Annotated in this window: 14 protein-coding genes; 9 read left to right on the forward strand and 5 right to left on the reverse strand. The window is 60.7% G+C overall.

The window, feature by feature from the left end; translation table 11 throughout:
- Positions 1 to 24: 24 nt before the first annotated feature.
- Positions 25 to 2,652 (reverse strand): intermembrane phospholipid transport protein YdbH family protein, encoded by a 2,628-nt coding sequence (locus BG841_RS02060; protein WP_070056136.1) that lies wholly within the window; start codon positions 2,650 to 2,652, stop codon positions 25 to 27.
- Between the two features lie 197 nt (positions 2,653 to 2,849).
- Here BG841_RS02060 and dauA point away from each other — a divergent pair, with 197 nt between their 5' ends.
- A complete protein-coding gene (dauA, locus tag BG841_RS02065) occupies positions 2,850 to 4,667 on the forward strand; it encodes a C4-dicarboxylic acid transporter DauA (protein ID WP_083260155.1) in 1,818 nt (605 codons plus the stop codon).
- A 63-nt stretch (positions 4,668 to 4,730) separates the two neighbouring features.
- Here the strand turns inward: dauA and BG841_RS02070 are convergent, their stop codons facing one another.
- From BG841_RS02070 to BG841_RS02085, 4 genes are all read right to left on the reverse strand, one after another.
- Positions 4,731 to 6,041, reverse strand: coding sequence for a short-chain fatty acid transporter (locus tag BG841_RS02070; protein WP_070056137.1), 1,311 nt, complete (start codon positions 6,039 to 6,041; stop codon positions 4,731 to 4,733).
- Between the two features lie 96 nt (positions 6,042 to 6,137).
- A complete protein-coding gene (locus BG841_RS02075) occupies positions 6,138 to 7,439 on the reverse strand; it encodes an MFS transporter (protein WP_070056138.1) in 1,302 nt (433 codons plus the stop codon).
- 145 nt (positions 7,440 to 7,584) lie between these two features.
- The gene (rarD, locus tag BG841_RS02080; RefSeq protein ID WP_070058647.1) at positions 7,585 to 8,487 is read right to left on the reverse strand and encodes an EamA family transporter RarD; all 903 of its coding nucleotides are present in this window, start codon (positions 8,485 to 8,487) and stop codon (positions 7,585 to 7,587) included.
- A 219-nt stretch (positions 8,488 to 8,706) separates the two neighbouring features.
- Positions 8,707 to 9,228, reverse strand: coding sequence for a hypothetical protein (locus BG841_RS02085; protein ID WP_070056139.1), 522 nt, complete (start codon positions 9,226 to 9,228; stop codon positions 8,707 to 8,709).
- Between the two features lie 684 nt (positions 9,229 to 9,912).
- Between BG841_RS02085 and BG841_RS02090 the strand changes: the two genes are divergently transcribed.
- From BG841_RS02090 to BG841_RS02125, 8 genes are all read left to right on the forward strand, one after another.
- Positions 9,913 to 10,119 (forward strand): cold-shock protein, encoded by a 207-nt coding sequence (locus BG841_RS02090; protein WP_070056140.1) that lies wholly within the window; start codon positions 9,913 to 9,915, stop codon positions 10,117 to 10,119.
- Positions 10,120 to 10,195: 76 nt separating this feature from the next.
- Positions 10,196 to 10,933, forward strand: a complete 738-nt coding sequence (gene nfsA, locus BG841_RS02095; protein WP_070056141.1) for an oxygen-insensitive NADPH nitroreductase — start codon at positions 10,196 to 10,198, stop codon at positions 10,931 to 10,933.
- A 112-nt stretch (positions 10,934 to 11,045) separates the two neighbouring features.
- Positions 11,046 to 11,759, forward strand: coding sequence for a histidine utilization repressor (gene hutC / locus BG841_RS02100; protein ID WP_070056142.1), 714 nt, complete (start codon positions 11,046 to 11,048; stop codon positions 11,757 to 11,759).
- Positions 11,760 to 12,005: 246 nt separating this feature from the next.
- Positions 12,006 to 13,223 (forward strand): imidazolonepropionase, encoded by a 1,218-nt coding sequence (hutI, locus tag BG841_RS02105; RefSeq protein ID WP_070056143.1) that lies wholly within the window; start codon positions 12,006 to 12,008, stop codon positions 13,221 to 13,223.
- A complete protein-coding gene (gene hutG, locus BG841_RS02110; RefSeq protein ID WP_070056144.1) occupies positions 13,213 to 14,154 on the forward strand; it encodes a formimidoylglutamase in 942 nt (313 codons plus the stop codon). The genes hutI and hutG overlap by 11 nt, the downstream gene beginning before the upstream one ends.
- A gap of 42 nt (positions 14,155 to 14,196) precedes the next feature.
- Complete coding sequence (hutU, locus tag BG841_RS02115; RefSeq protein ID WP_070056145.1) at positions 14,197 to 15,891, forward strand: urocanate hydratase; 1,695 nt, start codon at positions 14,197 to 14,199, stop codon at positions 15,889 to 15,891.
- Positions 15,888 to 17,420, forward strand: a complete 1,533-nt coding sequence (hutH, locus tag BG841_RS02120) for a histidine ammonia-lyase (protein WP_070056146.1) — start codon at positions 15,888 to 15,890, stop codon at positions 17,418 to 17,420. The genes hutU and hutH overlap by 4 nt, the downstream gene beginning before the upstream one ends.
- 100 nt (positions 17,421 to 17,520) lie before the next feature.
- Entirely contained in the window at positions 17,521 to 18,327 is an 807-nt protein-coding gene (locus tag BG841_RS02125) for a VOC family protein (protein WP_070056147.1), read from the forward strand.
- Positions 18,328 to 18,331 lie beyond the last annotated feature (4 nt).

Genomic DNA, 18,331 nt, shown 5'->3' on the forward strand with positions numbered 1-18,331 from the left:
TTGGTGAACTCCTCCGGTATCCGGTTACTCTATCAGGTCAGCCGGATTGTGCTCGCGCTTTTTCAGCAATTGCCTCACCCGTTCGGCAACCGCCTCACTCACCCGCCCGCTCAGTTGCAGACTGGTCAACAACGCGGGGATGTTTTCTTGCAGATTGATATTCAGCACCACAGGGTGGCCGTCCTGCAGCTCCGGGTTGTGGCCTTCCAGGTGCATACTCAGCGTCAGATTACCGTCCCGATCGTAGTCGATGCCACTGCCCATCACCGAGTAATGAAAGTTTTCCATGGCTGTGGCCACCAGGCGCATGGTCTCGTTGCCCCGGGCCAGTGTCTGCAGACGCTCCGCCGACAACTGCAACCGCCCGCCCGGCGCCAGGGCGTCAATGCGTCCCTGCTGCACCTGCACGCCGGTTGCCGGGTCGAACAACAGCGGCAGGGTGCCGCTGAGGGTGCCGGTACCCGCCAGCCCCTCCGTCGGGTACACGGTCAACAGCTGGGCAAGACTCAGCCGGGTGAGCTCAACCGGCAGAGTTACCGGAGGATCGGCCAGATCCCAGGTATCCGCGCTGATCGTCAGCTGGCCGCCCAAGGCCGCTGCAGTGGCTTTCTGCAAGGTCAACTGGCCGGCAGCGAACTGCGCCAGCGGGGCCTGATAACGTCCCACAACGGACAGCGGCCCCACCGGAACCCCCGGGTTCACCCCGGCAATGGTCAGCTCCGGCACCTCGAGGGTGAACCGCTCCGCGCCGAGGGCAAGCCCGGCCCGACCGTTCATGCCAACCCATTCAGTGCGGTCGTAGGTGCCGTTCACCTGCGCCAGCGCCAGCTCTGCGGAAAGAGCCGGCACCCCGCCAGCAGCTTGTCTGTACCTCAGCTTGGCGGTCACCTTGCCCCCGGTGATCGCAAGCAACGGCGGCCAGTGGGCGAGCAAGTCGGCGAGCGCGCCGGTTTCCTGTGCACCGCTCACCTGCAGGTCGCCGGCGAGCTGTACATCCTCCTGATAGGAATAGCGCAGGTGGAGCTCCATCGGGATGGCGGAGGCTGTTGCCACACCGTTGAGGTTGAGGCGATCCAGATTCCCGTCAACGCGCCCCAGGAACTGCCAGGGACGCGGTTGGAGCTGGGGGTGGCGCACCCTGTTGGCGATCAGGTGCACCGGGCCCTTCAGAGACAGATGATCCAGGGTGAAGCCCCGGCCTGGGTATCGGGCCACCAACTGTGCACCATTGAAGCCGACCCGCACCCGATCTGCCCGCGCCCCTGTTTCCTCCGAACCGCTGGCCTGCCCGACGTCGATCACGGTTGATTCCCCGAATGCCAGCTCGGCAGCGCTGGTATCGGCCCACCCGGTCACTCTGAGATCGGCCCTCGTATCGCTGAGTGACCAGTCCCCCACCGTCAGATGGTTCAGTGCGCCCCGGACCCGGGCCTGCGCCAGTTGCACCCGCCAGGGCGCGGCCGTTGCCACCGCCAGGTGCGCACCGACCTCAAGCTCGGCGCCCCCCTGACTGGTGAGTTCCAGCCGCAGCGGCAGCAATGCCTGCTCACTGCGGGTGTTCGCCAGGGGTTCCCCCGGGCGCAGGGACAGGGTCAGGTTCGCAGGCCTGAGTGATTCCGGCAAGGCCTCCACCCACGCGGCCGGCTGGCTCATGTGCACATCGGCCTGCACCATCTGCGGGTGCCAGCGGCCTTGTTCCGCCTGCAGGGACAACACCACTTCGCCAGCCACAGAGCCCACTCCGGGGACAGACCAGGGCTTTGGCAATTGTGCATCCACGGCAAGGGTGCCAGACAGCCCTTGCCAGAATCCTTCGCCTGGCGGTGCCTGCAACTGCCAACGGGCGCTCATCGACGCGGCTTGCGGTTGCGCGGGCAAACCGTCAAGGGGCTGCGGACTCCAACTCTGCAACCAATCCAGTAACCAGTCCACCGGGGGCAGGTCCACCACGGCCAGCGAGCCTGTCCAGTGCATTCCGCCACCCGCAGTTTGCCGCGTGTACTCCGACGCCAGGGTCACGTGGGGGCGCTCATCCAACGCCAACTCAGCGGTCACCTGCAGAGCGTCCGCCCCGCGACCGGCAAACGTTGCCCACAAGCCCAGTTGGTGGTGTTTATGGTCAAGGGTCAGGTAAATCTCGGCTGGCCACCCGGCGTCGCCCGTGGTGACCGACAATGCTCCGCTTAACGGACACCGGCCGACGGCACAGGGCACACTGCCGTGGAACTGCGCAATGTCCAGTCGCGGGGGCAGCCAGACGGGCAATGCCTCCGGCAATTGCTCGAGCAGCGCCGGCAAAGTGGCTTGCCCCTGACGGCGGGATGCTGGCGCCCCTACGCCGGTGTCCCGCCAGTGGAATTCTGCCATACCCAGGGTTACGGCGGTCAGCCGGGGTCTGAGGCCTTGCCAGTGCCAGTTCAGTACCAGCTCGTCCGCCACGACGACCAGCGTGTTCGCGGCCGTAATCCGGGTCACCTTGAGCTGGTCGACACTGGCACCGCGGAGGGACACCGCAAGTCCCTGCCAGTCCAGTTGGTCAATGCCGTGGGCTTCCAGGGTGTCCAGCCACAGCTGCCGCCCCCAGAGCACCGCTGCCAACAGCAATACCCCGATAACCACCAGCATCCCTGCGCCGGGGAGTCGCCAGCTCATCCGCACTCTTTTTGCCCCTTCGTTGTTGCCTTCGTCTCAACCATACGCTTTTGTTCCCCCCTCCCCCAGCTTTATCCAGCCACGCACCTGCCCGGGGCCGCTCAGAAAATCCTTGTCTGTTTGGTGTAGAATAGGACCGCATTGTTGTTTCCCCATCCCTTTAACATGAGGAAAAAACCCTGTGAGAATAGCCACATATGGCAAATAACCGTTTCCCCTCCACACTCCCCCGCATAGCCACCGGTCTGAGCTCGGTCTTCCGGGAAGGCTACAGTTTATCCGACTTACGCAAAGACGCGATGGCCGGCCTGACCATTGGCACGGTGGCCGTCCCGCTGTCCATGGCACTGGCGATTGCCACCGGTGTGGCGCCGCAACATGGCCTGTACACCGCCATCATCGCCGGCGCCATCATTGCCCTGACGGGGGGCGCCCGTTTCAACGTCTCCGGCCCGACCGCAGCGTTTGTCGTCATACTCTTCCCCATCGTTCAGCAGTACGGCCTGGGTGGCTTACTCATTGCGTCAATGATGGCCGGTGTCATCCTGATGGCCCTGGGGTTTGCCCGCATGGGGCGACTCATTGAGTTCGTGCCTTATTCGGTGGTGCTGGGCTTTACTGCCGGCATCGCGGTGGTGATCGCGGTCTTGCAGGTCCCGGATTTTCTGGGTCTGGAGACCGGGCAGCTGGGCGAACACTTTATCGACAACTTGGGTCAGATCGTGGCGTCCTTACCCACACTCAGCCCGATCGAGCTTGGCATTGGTGTGCTTTCGCTGACGGTCATGCTGTTCTGGCCTCGGCTCAAGATCCCGGTGCCGGCTCCCCTGATCGGCCTGGTCTTCGGCGCCCTCAGCGCCTATGTCGTCAACCACTGGCTTGTCGGCGCCGACCTTGCCGTCGAAACCATCGCCTCACGCTTCACCTGGGAAGCCGACGGCGTGACCGGCACCGGCATCCCGCCCATTGCCCCCAGCTTCATGGCACCCTGGCTATTACCCGGCCCCGATGGCGAACCTCTGCAGCTGAGTTTTCAACTGATCAGAGAGCTGCTGGGCCCGGCCTTTGCAATTGCCATGCTGGGTGCCATTGAATCCTTGCTGTGCGCAGTGATCGCCGACGGCCTGACCAAGACCCGACACGACCCTAACGCGGAGTTGATTGGTCAGGGGCTTGGCAACTTGATCACGCCGCTGTTTGGTGGCATCACCGCCACGGCCGCTATTGCCCGCACGGCCACCAACATTCGCAGTGGCGCCCACTCCCCCGTCGCTGCGGTTATCCACTCGAGCGTGGTTCTGTTGGCGGTGGTCGCTCTCGCCGGATTGCTGGGCATGGTGCCGATGGCATCCCTCGCGGCCTTGTTGTTCATTATCGCCTGGAACATGAGTGAAGCCCGTCATTTTGTCCACGCACTGCGCTCGGCACCGGCTGGCGACGTGGCCATTCTGGTCACCTGTTTCGGCCTTACGGTCATTTTCGACATGGTGCTGGCCGTGGGCGTTGGCATCGGCCTTGCCGCGGCATTGTTCATTCGCCGGATGGCCCAACTGACGCAAACGGATCGGGTCGATGCAGCCCAGCACCCCGCTGTCAGCGGTCTGCCCAAGGAGGTCGCGATCTACGCCATCAGTGGTCCGCTGTTTTTCGGGGTGGTCGAAAAGGCACTGACCTCTCTGCACCTGATCGACCCCAAGATCCGCACCCTGGTCATTGACATGTCTGATGTTCCGACCATGGACGGCACCGCCATTAACGCGCTGCAGTCGCTGATCCACGAATTGCAGCGGGATGGCATCGCCCTGATTGTGAGCGGATTACCCCCACGCCTCATCGTCAAGCTCAGGCGGGCGGGCATTCGCACGGTGGCGGGCGTCCTCACCCACTGCAAAGACCTGCAATCTGCCAAAGCGGTAGCCTTGCGGTGGCAGCAAGATCGAGGAGTGAGTCCCCGGGCGCACGAGCGGGTGGCGGGTTCGGTGGTCTGCACTGGCGAGGAAGTGAACGGTCATTGACCGCCCAAACAACGACGGCTTGCCAAGGCAAGCCGTCGTTTGGGAAGGTAACTGCAATCCTGCTTAAAAGAACGTCAGGCCCAGGCTGATGATCACACCGGTGATGATCAACTGAACCAGGCAGAAACCCATGATGTCTCGCGCTTTCAGGCCAGCAATCGCCAGTACGGGCAGGGCCCAGAAGGGCTGGATCAGGTTCGTCCAGGCATCACCCCAGGCAACCGCCATCGCCACCCGTGCGACGTCCGCTCCCAGCGCTTCGGCGGCTGGTAGCATGATCGGTGCCTGCACCGCCCACTGACCGCCACCCGAAGGAACAAAAATATTCACAAAGCCGGCACTGATGAACGACCAGAATGGCAGGGTGTCTACGGTCGCAAAGGTTACGAACGCTGAAGAAATGCTTTGTGCCAGACCCGATTGCACCATGATCGCCATGATGCCCGCATAAAACGGAAACTGGATGACAATACCCGCACCGCCCTTGATGCCTTCGTTCAGGCTGGCCAGCAGGCTTCGCGGGGTCTGGTGCAGCACGATGGCCGTGAACAGGAACAGGAAGTTCACCACGTTCAGGTTAAGACTGCCACTGTTGACGAAGAAGTAATAGGCCAGAAACGCCAGCCCCGCGCCACCCACTGTCCAGGCGATCAAGCGGCTGTTTTCCAGATAATCCGCCGGACGGGTATTGGTGGTGTCAACCGGTGGTACATCTTCGAGTTTGGCCGGATCGACATGAATGCTGTCCCGCTCGTTGGGCAGCATAAAGAGGTTAACCAGCGGCACCGCAATAATAAGACTCAGTACCAGCAGCAGGTTGAACGTCGCGAAGATGGTAAGGTCGGTGCTCACAATCCCGATTTGGCCTTCGGTGAAGTGTCCCGGGGTGGCAATCGTCAGCGGCACCGAACCGGCCAGTCCGGCGTGCCAGATCACGAATCCGGAGTAAGCACTGGCGACCAGCAACCGGTAATCCACCTTGACCTGCCGGGCCAGAGCCTTGGCAAACAGGGCGCCCACAACCAGTCCAAAGCCCCAGTTTATCCAGCTTGCGGCCAGCGACACGAGGGTAACCATGATGATGGCCTGTGGGGCCGACTTGGCAACCCCTGCCAGTTTGTCCAGCGCCTTCTTGACCGGCGGTGAACTGGCCAGCATAAACCCGGCAACCAGAACCAACAGCATCTGCATGGCAAAGGTGAGCAGGGCCCAGAAGCCATTACCCCAGTAATTGACTACTTCCAGTGGCGTTTTCTGCTCGACCAGCATGGCCGCAACAAAGACCACAATGGTGAGCAGCAAGACAAATATATAGGGATCGGGCAAGTACCGATCTACCACTTTGACCAGTGGTTTTGCGAGGTTCGCTAGCATCAAAGCATCCTTATTATTATCAAACGGTTAAATAATGTTAGTCGCCAAGATTACTAACTTTCTCATTTAAAAGGAAGTACTGACTCGCGAAACTGGCTACTCATACTCCTTTGCCGGTTCTTCCGCCTCTTCGTCAAACAGCTCTTCTATCGGAGTATCCACAAACTCTTCGTTACGGGGGTCGAATTCCGGAATGAACTGGGCATTCGGCAAGGAGGTCACCGTAACGTACTCTTCCTGCACTTCGACGGGCAGTGGCGCTCTGATATGCTGACGGTACAAGGTGTACAGCGCCATGCACAACAAGGCCACGGCCAGGGTCTCAAACAAGGTGGCAGCCCCGTATTGTTCCATAAACACCGAACTGACCAGCGGCCCCACCACGCTGCCAAAACTGTAACTGAGCAGCAGACCGGTGCTGGCGGCGATGATCTGCGAACTGTCCATCTGGTCATTGGTGATCGCGACCGAGATGGGGTAAACCGACGCACCCAGTCCCATGCACGCACAGGACAACAGCAGCCGCATCAAAAAATCGGCTTCAATAAACCAGGCGTTGCCGATCGCCGCGGCACTGCCCGCCACACAGATCACCAACAACACGTTACTGCGCTGACTCCGGTCGCACACCCAGCCAATCGGCCACGCAAACAACATAGCCGCAAGAATGGAACCGAACATGTAGATTGAAATCTGGTTACCATCCAATCCGGTCAGACTGGCAAACAAGGGCGTCAGTGCATAGAACGCGCCCAGAAAGAACCCGCTGCAGAAGGCACCCACCACACCCAGCGGTGCGATCTTCATCATCCGGGTGAAGGACATTTTCTCCTTGGGCTCAGCCAGTTCCGGTGAATGCATGTGGGACAGTGACAGCGGTATTATGGCGGCCACAAGAAACAGAGCCACCAGACTGAAGGCCGCAAACCCCATGGGGCTGCTCACCCCGATCAGCAACTGCCCGCAGGCCGTCGCCAGATACGCGGCAATCTGATATACGGAAAAGATGGTTGAGCGGTTGGCGTTGGTAGCCACCGCACTGAACCAGCTCTCGATGGTCACAAACAGACACGCCACGGCGATACCGCCAAATATCCGCATCAACCCCCACAGCCAGACCGTATCCGTCATCGGGTAAACCAGGGCGGCCATGGCTGCGAGGGCGGCAAACACCGCGAAGGCGCGGATGTGGCCAACACGCCGGATGATCTTGGCAGCGTACAAGGAGCCGATTACGAACCCGACGGAATAGCACACCATCACCAGACCGATGGTGAACGCGTCGATACCCAGTTGACCAAACCGGACGCCCAGCAAGGTGAGCAGAAAAGCATTGCCGGTTATCAGCAGCAGCAGACTGATGAACAGTGCCGATAATGAGATAAACAGTAAGCGCATCGGGCAATTCCCCGTTCAGGAAGACGGTGCGGGTTCGCAACCAGGGAACGACAAGAATAGTCGTACTGTAGTGTGTGTGGTTATAGCAATTATGTAAATGCCGGAAAACACGGAGGCCACCAGGGACAGCCCACAGATTGCACGGTCAGGCGCTGCGGGCCTGCTGCGCCGGGCGCGACTGCCAGGCAGACAGGGTGTACAGCGCCAGAGCCCCCCAAATTGTCATAAAGCTCAGCAACTGAACCCTGCTCATCGGCTCATTGAACACCAGCAGTGCAATCAGGAACTGCATCGTGGGATTGATGTACATCAGAAACCCCAGGGTGGATAAGCGCAACCGCCTCGCAGCCCCTGCGAACGCCAGCAAGGGCAGAGCAGTAATCACCCCGCTGGCCACCAGCAACACGGTGAGGGCTTGATCGCTGCCCAGATGCGAGCGTCCCACATGCGCTAACCCGGCAAGCACCATCAGACCAACCGGCAGCAGTAACAGGGTCTCGACAAACAATCCGGACAGACCGTCGAGCACGATCTGTTTGCGCAGCAACCCATAGGTTCCGAAGGTCAACGCCAGCGCCAGGCTGATCCAGGGCACTGCGCCCAACAACACCAGCTGGATCAGAATACCGACCCCGGCCAGGGCCACGGCGATCGTTTGCAGACGCGCCATCCGTTCCCGCAACACCAGCATGCCCAGCGCTACGTTCACCAAGGGTGTCAGGAAATAGCCCAGACTGGCCTGCAATACGTGGCGGGTTTCAACGGCGTAAATGTATAACCCCCAATTGGCGGCTATCAGTATTGCGCAGGCAAATACCCGCCCCAAAGCGCTGGGATTGGCAAGGGCAGCTTTAATCGGCGACCAGCGTCGCAACAGGGTCACTACAATCGCCAGGAAAGCGCTTGACCAGATAATGCGGTGAACCAGTATCTCATAGGCGGGAACGCCATCGAACAAGGCAAAAAAAAGCGGGAAGCAGCCCCACATGATGTAGGCACCCAGACCAAAGGCCACGCCCTTGGTTGTTTCCGAACTGTCAGCACTCATAACGTTCTCGCGATAAAACAAGAGCGCCATCACTACCCGGGTATGAAGACATCGGGGCGGTGCGGCAGGCCCTCAGCTGGCAGGCAGGCCCCTGATAGTCCATCAGGGCGCGTCAGCGGGCATTCTGACCCAACTGAGCGGCCAATGCGAGACGACGTATGGCTAGAATCACCAACACACAGCCCGTCCGGAGGCGGCTGTGTGTCGGATTACCGGGAATCAGAAGTGGTAACCGATACCGGCACTGTATGCAAAGGCTCCGTCGTCGAAATTATCTTCCGCGTCCCCCGCGTTATCAAAGAACACCTGATACTCGGCCTGAACCGTGATGTAGGTTTTTCTGCGCACGTAATACTTCACACCCAGCTCAGGGCCTGCAAAGAAGGTCTCATCAATACCTTCCCCGTAAATCCCTCCGAGATTGCCGCCGATAAAGGGGCGCCACCGTTCTCCGGTGTCGAAATGATAGTCGTAGAAGGCCCGGGTCGCGCCCGTCCAGTTGGAGTCGTCATTGATGTCGGCAAAACCAAGACTCTGCCGAACCCCGTAAGCCCCGCTATCGGAATGGAACCTGCCCACATCGAAACTTACACTCACGGTGTTGCTATCAAAATCTTTGTCGCTGGCACCGGAGCCCGACAAGGTAAAGAACCGCTCACCGGCCTCGGGGCCCGTTGCAGCAAGCGCAAGCGCCGGCGACACCGCCAGACAAATAACCGCCAGAGTTTTTTTCAACAGCATAGCGTTTCTCCTCCGTGATTCAGCCACACTCAGCGGCAACCGAGATGTTGCTGAATGTTAACGAACACAATTGAGCGTAGGCCACTCAGTGACAATTGGTACCCCCCTAGCAGGTTTTGTAATGAATTGCGCCCTACTGGCGCACACAACACCCACCCAAAAAGTTGAAAATGGTTGCAATTGCTTCTACGCACCCTGCACCCGGCCCGTCGCGGGAAACGCTCTTCCCCGGATCTCCATTAGCCGCTTGTTTTTACAGTTTTTCCGCCGTGAGACTGACCAACATCAAAAGCTTTATTGTCACCAAAAGCGACTCATTATTAGCAGGTTATCATTGAGTCTTTCAGTAATTCCTAGCTTATGTTGGCAGCCTACACCCGGGAAACGACCAGAAACCACCGCCTCAAAAATGAACAAAATGTAATCGCCCCGAACGCCAACTAAGTAAATTCATCAAGATTCGCATTTAAGTGTTGCTATCCGGGCGGCGATCAGGGTACATTGGCTTTCGTAGGAACGAGTTAGCAAAGCATTTCACGAATAAGACGCTTCTGTTGTTGATAGATAGTAGTAAACCGTCCTGTTTTTGATTCCGCGAGTCTTTTGTTTCCGCACCACGCTGATCAGGGGTCATTCCGACTGGCTGACGGCACATTTAAAATATTGATTTCAGGAAGTTTATATATGTCTACTACTACCGGTACTGTTAAGTTTTTCAACGAAGCAAAAGGTTTTGGTTTCATCACTCGTGAAAGCGGCCCGGACGTGTTCGTTCACTACAGCGCTATCCAGGGCGGTGGCTTCAAGACTCTGGCAGAAGGCCAGCAGGTTGAATTCACTGTAACTGACGGCCAGAAAGGTCCTCAGGCTGAGAACGTTGTTGCTCTGTAACTAGCAGACCAAACGTTTTGAAAAGAAAGGCAGCTTTGGCTGCCTTTTTTGTTGAGTTGAATCTATCGGAGACAGCATGAATCCCGTTATCAATCTACTGAACTCCCATCGTTCAATCCGCCAGTTCACCACCCAAAAGATCCCCAGAGAGCTGCTGGAAACCATTGTTCGCGCCGGCCAGAGCGCAGCCACATCAAGCCATGTTCAGGCCTATTCCATCATCCACGTAGTGAATCAGGCAAACCGGGAAAAGCTGGCCGAACTGGCGGGCGGCCAAAGCTATGTGGCCAGCAGCTCTGACTTTCTGGTGTTTTGTGCCGACATGAAGCGGGCCACGGAAGCCGCAGAACGCGCCGGCGCTGAAGTGGTCCGTGGCATGACCGAACAATTGCTGGTGGCCAGTATCGATGCGGCATTATTGGCGCAAAACATTGCCATCGCAGCAGAATCCGAGGGCCTCGGCCTGTGTTACATAGGCGGCATTCGCAACCACCCCGCCGAAGTGAGCAGCCTTCTGCGCCTGCCCGAACACGTGTACCCGGTTTTCGGAATGTGCCTGGGCTATCCGGATCAAAACCCGGAAGTGAAACCGCGTTTGCCGCTGGCGACCATTCTCAAAGAAGATTATTACCACGACGACCAGGACGCCGATCTGGTTGCGGCTTTCGACGACACCATGGCCACCTACTACTTGCAGCGCACCGGTGGCAATAAAGACTCCAACTGGTCACAACAGCTGAAACCGCTGTTCACCTCCAAATTGCGCCCGCACATGAAGGCGTTTTTGGAAGAGCAAGGTTTTGGGGTTAAGTAGTTTTCCCCATCGGTGTCGCTCCACTGCCCCATTGGTATATACATTGGTGCCCTTTGACCGCGTTGCGCGTACACTGCGGGGCGACACCTATCGGAATGGAAGCTGACACGCCATGGGCCGCACACCTCCCCTCTACCTCCAGATACAACAACACCTGCTGGACAAGATTCAGAGTGGCGAGTGGCTCCCCGAGCATCAGATACCCCCCGAGGAACGGTTAGCCCGCGATTTCGGCGTCAGCCGCATGACAGCCAACAAGGCAATTCGCGACCTGGTCCAACAGGGTTACCTGGTTCGACAGGCGGGGATCGGCACCTTTGTCACCGACCGTAAAGCGGAATCCTCACTGGTCGAAGTACACAATATTGCTGATGAAATCCGCGGTCGTGGCCACGAGCACGATTGCGTGGTAGTAATCGCCGCACCCTGTGACGCCGATGATGAAGTCTCCATGCGGCTGGGCGTGCGGCTGGACACCCGGGTCTTTCGGACCTTGATTCTGCATCGTGAAAACGGCGTGCCGATTCAGCTCGAGGACCGCTACGTTAACCCCCGGCACGTGCCGCATTATCTGCACACCGACTTCCACACCCAGACCCCCAATGAAGTCCTGGTATCGGCCTGCCCGATTACCGATGTGGAACACGTCGTAGAGGCGGTGCTGGTAGACCGCGCCCTGGCCACGCTGCTGGAGATCACCACCCAAGACCCCTGCCTGCAACTGATTCGCCGCACCTGGTCCGGCGATCAGTTGGTCAGTTACGCACGACTGACCCATCCCGGCACCCGCTATAAACTGCGCTCCGCGCTGCAGACTGCCGGCTGACCACCGGCAGCGGACGCCCTTGTATATACATATAGTCGCGAACTATCAGAGAAGCCGGTCGTCCCGGGCGTGGCTATACCCCATTCTCGCCAACACGATATCGCTTATAAAGCAATAACCAATCTCGATAAACGGTTCTGCTGACCTGCCCCTGCATTCCTATTGCTGGCATTGATGGTGGCACACCGGGCTATCCTTCACTACTCTTATTTGTATATACATACAGGCGGGCAAGGAAAAGTCACCATGAGCCACACTGTGCATACGGGGCGCATCTGGCAGGACGTTGTTGTCTTCGATGGCCTGCAAACCCTCGGGACCCCCCAGGCTGTCATCGTCGAAGGTGAAACCATCGCGAGGATAGTACCGATGGCACAGCTGGACAGTGCCCGTTACGCCCATTACCAGCAGATGGGTTCCGGCGGAGTGATGACCCCCGGACTGGTGGATTGCCACACCCATCTGGTCTTTGGCGGCCACCGGGCCGATGAATTTGAAGCGCGCCTGGAAGGCGTCAGCTACGAAGAGATTGCCCGACGGGGCGGCGGCATTCTGAGCACCGTCCATGCAACCCGGCAGGCAAGCGAGGAAGAGCTGATCGAAAGCGCCCTGCCCCGGCTGGATGCGCTGATCGCCGACGGGGTTTGCACCGTCGAAATCAAATCCGGTTACGGCCTGAGCGTGGCGCATGAAATGAAAATGCTGCGGGTGGCGCGTCGGCTGGGCGAATTACGACCGGTGCGTGTGCGAACGACCTTGCTCGGCGCCCATGCCCTGCCGCCGGAATTCGCCAACGACAGCGACGGCTATGTTGAGCTGGTTTGCCGGGAAATGATTCCCGAGGCGGCTCGCAACGGGTTGGCCGACGCGGTGGACGTGTTCTGCGAAACCATTGCTTTCTCCGTGGCCCAATGTGAACGCGTGTTTGCAGCCGCCCAAGCCCACGACCTGCCGATCAAGAGCCATGCCGAACAGCTGTCCAACCTCGGTGGTACCGCTTCCGCCGCCCGCCACGGTGCCCTGTCCGCCGATCATCTTGAGTATCTCGACGGCGCCGGTATCGAAGCCATGCGTCAGGCCGGTACTGTGGCGGTGCTCTTACCCGGTGCCTTTCATACCCTGCGGGAAACCCGCCAGCCACCGATCGGGGCGTTGCGTCAGGCCGGCGTGCCCATGGCCGTGGCCACCGACGCGAACCCGGGATCGTCGCCGCTGTATCAGCCCACCCTGATGCTCAATCTGGCCTGCACCCTGTTCCGCATGACACCAACGGAAGCGCTGGCGGGCATGACCGCCCAGGGTGCCCGCGCATTGGGACTGACCCACACCGGCCGCCTGGCCTCGGGGCTGTCGGCGGACCTGTGCCACTGGACTATTGAATGCCCGGCGCAGCTGGCCTACGCGGTACAGCCCGGGCGCCTTCACCAACGGCTGTTTCGCGGGGAGCTGACCCATGGGCACTGAATTTGACCGGTCCGTCTGGCAAGGCCGCACCGACCCGGAAATCAACAGCGATCGCTGGCACCAGCGCATAGAGCCGCTCACGGACCAGGCCATCCCGGGCTGTGCCCTGATTGGCTTTGCCAGTGACGCCGGCGTCGCCCGCAACCGTGGCCGGGTCGGTGCGGCTGAAGGGCCGACCGCGATACGCCAGGCGCTGGCGCCGTTAGCCTGGCATCGGCACAACCCGGCCTACGATGCGGGCACGGTGCACTGTCAGGGCGATGGCCTCGAATCGGCGCAGCAGGCCCTGGCCGAGCGCCTCGTGCCGATACTCGATGCGGGCCATCTGCCCATTGTACTGGGGGGCGGGCACGAAGTGGCCTACGCCAGCTGGTGCGGTTTAGCCTCGCACCTGGCGCGTGCCGAGCCTTGCCCGCGAGTGGCCATCATTAACCTCGATGCCCACTTTGATTTGCGTGACCACGCCCACGTACGCTCCTCTGGCACACCTTTTTCGCAAATTGCCGAGGACTGCCAGTCCCGGGGCTGGCCGTTCCACTATGCCTGTCTCGGTGTGAGCCGCAGCGCCAACACCCAGGCGTTGTATGAACGCGCTGCAACCCTGAACGTCATGGTGCGTGAAGACCGCGATATGCATTTTGCTGCACTCCCCGCATTGCAACGGGACCTCAACGCCTTCATCGCCGCCTGCGACCATGTGTACCTGACCATCGACCTGGACGTACTCCCTGCGGCGGAAGCGCCGGGGGTCAGTGCGCCATCAGCCCACGGTGTCTCCATTACACTGCTCGAACCGTTGATCGAAACCGTCCGCGACAGCGGCAAGCTCCGGTTGGCCGATTTGGCCGAACTCAACCCCACCTTCGACCTTGATCGACGCACCGCGAAGGTTGCTGCCCGACTCATCCACGCGCTCACGCTGAACGGCTGACGACTGACGCCGAGCCAACGCCAACAACAAGGAACCCAGCACATGCCCAATACCGACAAACGCCACGCCGCCAACCGCAGCATTGCCGCACCGACCGGCCCCCAACTCAGCTGCAAAAGCTGGCTGACAGAAGCACCAATGCGGATGCTGATGAACAACCTGCACCCGGACGTGGCCGAACGCCCCGAGGATTTGGTGGTGTACGGCGGTGTCGGCCGGGCCGCACGCGACTGGGAGTGCTATGACAAGATCATCGAAACCCTGCAACGCCTCGAAGACACGCAAACCCTGCTGGTCCAGTCCGGTAAGCCCGTTGGGGTGTTCGACACCCACAAAGATGCGCCCCGGGTACTGCTCGCCAACTCCAATCTGGTCCCTGCCTGGGCCAATTGGGAGCATTTCAATGAGCTGGATAAGAAAGGGCTGATGATGTACGGCCAAATGACCGCCGGCTCGTGGATATACATCGGTTCTCAGGGCATCGTCCAAGGCACCTATGAAACCTTCGTCGAGGCCGGGCGTCAGCATTATGAGGGAAACCTGAGCGGCCGCTGGGTGCTCACCGCCGGCCTTGGGGGCATGGGCGGTGCCCAGCCACTGGCGGCAACCCTGGCCGGGGCCTGCTCTTTGACCATTGAATGCCAACAATCCCGCATCGATTTCCGCTTGCGCACCGGTTACCTCGACGAACAGGCGACGGATCTGGACGATGCCCTGGCGCGGGTTGAACGCTACACCGCAGCAGGTGCCGCGGTGTCGATCGGCCTGTGCGGCAACGCCGCCGACATTTTGCCGGAGCTGGTCAAACGCGGTGTTCGTCCGGACATGGTCACCGACCAGACCAGCGCCCATGACCCGCTGCACGGCTACCTGCCTTCAGGCTGGACCTGGGAGGAGTATGTGGCGCGCAGCCAATCCGCACCGGAAGCCACGGTCAAGGCGGCGAAGCAGTCCATGGCCGTGCACGTGCGCGCCATGCTCGATTTCCAGACGAGGGGCATACCGACCTTCGATTACGGCAACAACATTCGCCAGATGGCGCAGGAAGAAGGCGTCGCCAACGCGTTCGATTTTCCCGGCTTTGTGCCGGCCTACATCCGTCCGTTGTTCTGTCAGGGCATCGGGCCCTTCCGTTGGGTCGCGCTCTCCGGAGACCCCGAAGACATCTACAAGACCGACCAGAAGGTCAAGGCACTGATTCCGGACGACCCGCACCTGCACAACTGGCTCGACATGGCTCGCGCACGGATCGCCTTTCAGGGGCTGCCCGCGCGCATCTGTTGGGTTGGGCTCAAAGACCGTGCCCGCCTCGGGCAGGCGTTCAACGAAATGGTCGCCAACGGTGAGCTCAAGGCGCCGATCGTGATCGGTCGTGACCACCTGGACTCCGGCTCGGTCGCCAGCCCCAACCGGGAAACCGAGGCGATGCAGGATGGCTCAGATGCAGTGTCCGACTGGCCCCTGCTCAACGCCCTGCTGAACACCGCCGGCGGTGCAACCTGGGTGTCGCTCCACCATGGTGGCGGGGTCGGCATGGGCTTCTCCCAACATGCCGGGGTTGTCATTGTGGCCGACGGCACCGAGGATGCCCACGTCCGATTGGGCCGGGTTCTGCGTAACGACCCGGGGACCGGCGTAATGCGCCATGCGGATGCCGGATACGACATCGCGATCCAGGCGGCCAAAGACAATGACCTCGACCTGCCCATGATCAACACTGCGGAGCGCCAACAATGAGCCATCTGGAACTCTCCCCCGGTAACCTGACCCTCGCGCAATTGCGCCGGGTGTTCGCACAACCCGTGCCGATCAGCCTGCCAGACAGTGCCAACGGGGCCATTCAGGACAGTGTCGATTGCGTCAACCGGGTGGTGGATGAAGGACGGACCGTGTACGGCATCAACACCGGCTTCGGTCTGCTGGCGCAAACACGCATAGCGGATCAGGAGCTGGAAGACCTGCAGCGTTCGCTGGTGCTCTCCCACTCCACCGGTGTCGGTGCGCCCCTGGACGACGCCCTGGTGCGCCTGATCATGGTACTTAAGGTCAATGCTCTGGCGCGCGGTTTCTCGGGCATCCGCCGTGACGTGCTGGACGCCCTGATCGCCTTGATCAATGCCGAAGTCTACCCGCGCATCCCCGTAAAAGGATCGGTGGGGGCCTCCGGCGATCTGGCGCCGCTGGCGCACATGAGCGCGGTCTTACTGGGCGAAGGCCAGGCCCGGTATCGGGGCGCCTGGCTGCCGGCGCGGCGGGCGCTGGACATCGTCGGTCTGACGCCCATGGCGCTGGCCCCCAAAGAAGGCCTGGCGTTGCTGAACGGCACTCAGGTATCCACCGCCTACGCCCTGCAGGGGCTGTTTGAAGCCGAAGATCTGTACGCTGCCGCCACGGTCTGTGGTGCGCTGACGGTGGAAGCGACGTTGGGATCCCGGGCGCCCTTTGACGCACGCATTCACGCAGCGCGGGGCCAGCGGGGGCAGATCGATGCGGCGGCGGCCTACCGTCATCTGCTCGGCAGCGGCAGCGAAATCGGTGCCTCCCATGTGGACTGTGACCGGGTACAGGACCCCTACTCGCTGCGCTGCCAGCCCCAGGTGATGGGCACCTGTCTGTACCAGATTCGGCAGGTCGCCGGGATTCTGGAAACCGAAGCCAATGCGGTGTCGGACAACCCCCTGGTGTTCGCCGCCGAGGGCGACATCCTCTCCGGCGGTAACTTTCACGCCGAACCGGTTGCCATGGCCGCCGACAACCTGGCCCTGGCCATCGCCGAGATCGGTTCGCTGGCGGAGCGGCGTATCTCCCTGATGATGGACAAGACCATGTCCCGGTTACCGCCCTTTCTGGTCGATGAGGGCGGGGTTAATTCGGGCTTCATGATCGCTCAGGTGACCGCCGCCGCGCTGGCCAGCGAGAACAAAGCCCTGGCCCATCCGCACAGCGTTGACAGTATACCCACCTCTGCTAACCAGGAAGACCACGTGTCCATGGCGCCTGCGGCGGGCAAACGCCTGTGGGACATGACCGGGAATGTGCGTGGTATTGTGGCCATCGAATGGCTGGCCGCCTGTCAGGGGCTGGACTATCGCAAGGGACTTGCCACCACCGAACGACTGGAAACGGCCCGCGCCGCCTTGCGTGCACGGGTCGCTTACTACGACAAGGACCGCTACTTTGCCCCCGATATCGAGGCCGCCATGGCACTGTTGGCCGAGCGCACCCTCTGTGGGCTGGTGCCTGACACACTGCTCCCGAGCTATTGACCTCGATCGACCCGGCTGGTCGCGGATTTTTACTATCCTGAAGGTATAGGCGGCGTGGCGGCAATCGCGTCGCAACCTGCACGTCCTTGGGAGAGAAACTATGAGCACTCGCAATCACGGCACCCCCTGCTGGTATGAACTGGCCACCAGTCCGGGCCATCTGCAGCCTGCGGCTTCTTTTTATGGTCAGATCTTCGGCTGGGACGTGGAGGATTCCGGGATGGAAGACTTCGATTATCACCTGGCCAAAGCCGATGGCGACATGGTCGCCGGATTGATGGCGCTCCCCGACGGGGTGGCCGCCATGCCGCCGTTCTGGATGATCTATTTCGCCGTCGACGATGCCGACAACTTCATCGCCGAGGCCAAAGCGGCTGGCGCCAGCGTCCACCGCGGCCCGGAGGACATTCCCGGCACCGGCCGGTTTGCCATTCTGGCCGACCCACAAGGTGCGGCTTTCGGCATCCTGCAGGCGGACATGAGTGCCATGGCGGCAGACGACCCCGGGGCCGAGCCAGGCGCCGGGGCATTCAACCAAAACAAGGCCGGCCACGGCAACTGGAACGAACTGATGTCCACCGACCCCGCAGCGGCATTCGCCTTCTATGCCGCCATGTTCGGCTGGACCAAAGGTGAAGCGATGGATATGGGTGAAATGGGCACCTACCAGCTCTTCCGTCACCAGGATGCCGATATCGGTGGCATGATGGGCCTTGCTGCCTCGGCGGTGCCCAACTGGCTGCCGTATTTCGGCGTGGATGGTGCTGTCACGGACCAGATCGGGGCGATCCAATCAGCAGGCGGCACCGTCCATCACGGCCCCATAGAGGTTCCGGGCGGTGCTTTTATTGCCGTTGCCGAAGACCCCCAGGGTGCCTGGTTCGCCATTGTCGGGGCGCGCCGATAACGCC

Source organism: Marinobacter sp. X15-166B (assembly GCF_001752365.1).
Lineage (GTDB): Bacteria > Pseudomonadota > Gammaproteobacteria > Pseudomonadales > Oleiphilaceae > Marinobacter.

Bases quoted from the DNA above. Each gene is read 5' to 3' on its own strand.
- BG841_RS02060 (WP_070056136.1), bottom strand. From the start codon at position 2,652: ATGAGCTGGCGACTCCCCGGCGCAGGGATGCTGGTGGTTATCGGGGTA.
- dauA (WP_083260155.1), top strand. From the start codon at position 2,850: ATGGCAAATAACCGTTTCCCCTCCACACTCCCCCGCATAGCCACCGGT.
- BG841_RS02070 (WP_070056137.1), bottom strand. From the start codon at position 6,041: ATGCTAGCGAACCTCGCAAAACCACTGGTCAAAGTGGTAGATCGGTAC.
- BG841_RS02075 (WP_070056138.1), bottom strand. From the start codon at position 7,439: ATGCGCTTACTGTTTATCTCATTATCGGCACTGTTCATCAGTCTGCTG.
- rarD (WP_070058647.1), bottom strand. From the start codon at position 8,487: ATGAGTGCTGACAGTTCGGAAACAACCAAGGGCGTGGCCTTTGGTCTG.
- BG841_RS02085 (WP_070056139.1), bottom strand. From the start codon at position 9,228: ATGCTGTTGAAAAAAACTCTGGCGGTTATTTGTCTGGCGGTGTCGCCG.
- BG841_RS02090 (WP_070056140.1), top strand. From the start codon at position 9,913: ATGTCTACTACTACCGGTACTGTTAAGTTTTTCAACGAAGCAAAAGGT.
- nfsA (WP_070056141.1), top strand. From the start codon at position 10,196: ATGAATCCCGTTATCAATCTACTGAACTCCCATCGTTCAATCCGCCAG.
- hutC (WP_070056142.1), top strand. From the start codon at position 11,046: ATGGGCCGCACACCTCCCCTCTACCTCCAGATACAACAACACCTGCTG.
- hutI (WP_070056143.1), top strand. From the start codon at position 12,006: ATGAGCCACACTGTGCATACGGGGCGCATCTGGCAGGACGTTGTTGTC.
- hutG (WP_070056144.1), top strand. From the start codon at position 13,213: ATGGGCACTGAATTTGACCGGTCCGTCTGGCAAGGCCGCACCGACCCG.
- hutU (WP_070056145.1), top strand. From the start codon at position 14,197: ATGCCCAATACCGACAAACGCCACGCCGCCAACCGCAGCATTGCCGCA.
- hutH (WP_070056146.1), top strand. From the start codon at position 15,888: ATGAGCCATCTGGAACTCTCCCCCGGTAACCTGACCCTCGCGCAATTG.
- BG841_RS02125 (WP_070056147.1), top strand. From the start codon at position 17,521: ATGAGCACTCGCAATCACGGCACCCCCTGCTGGTATGAACTGGCCACC.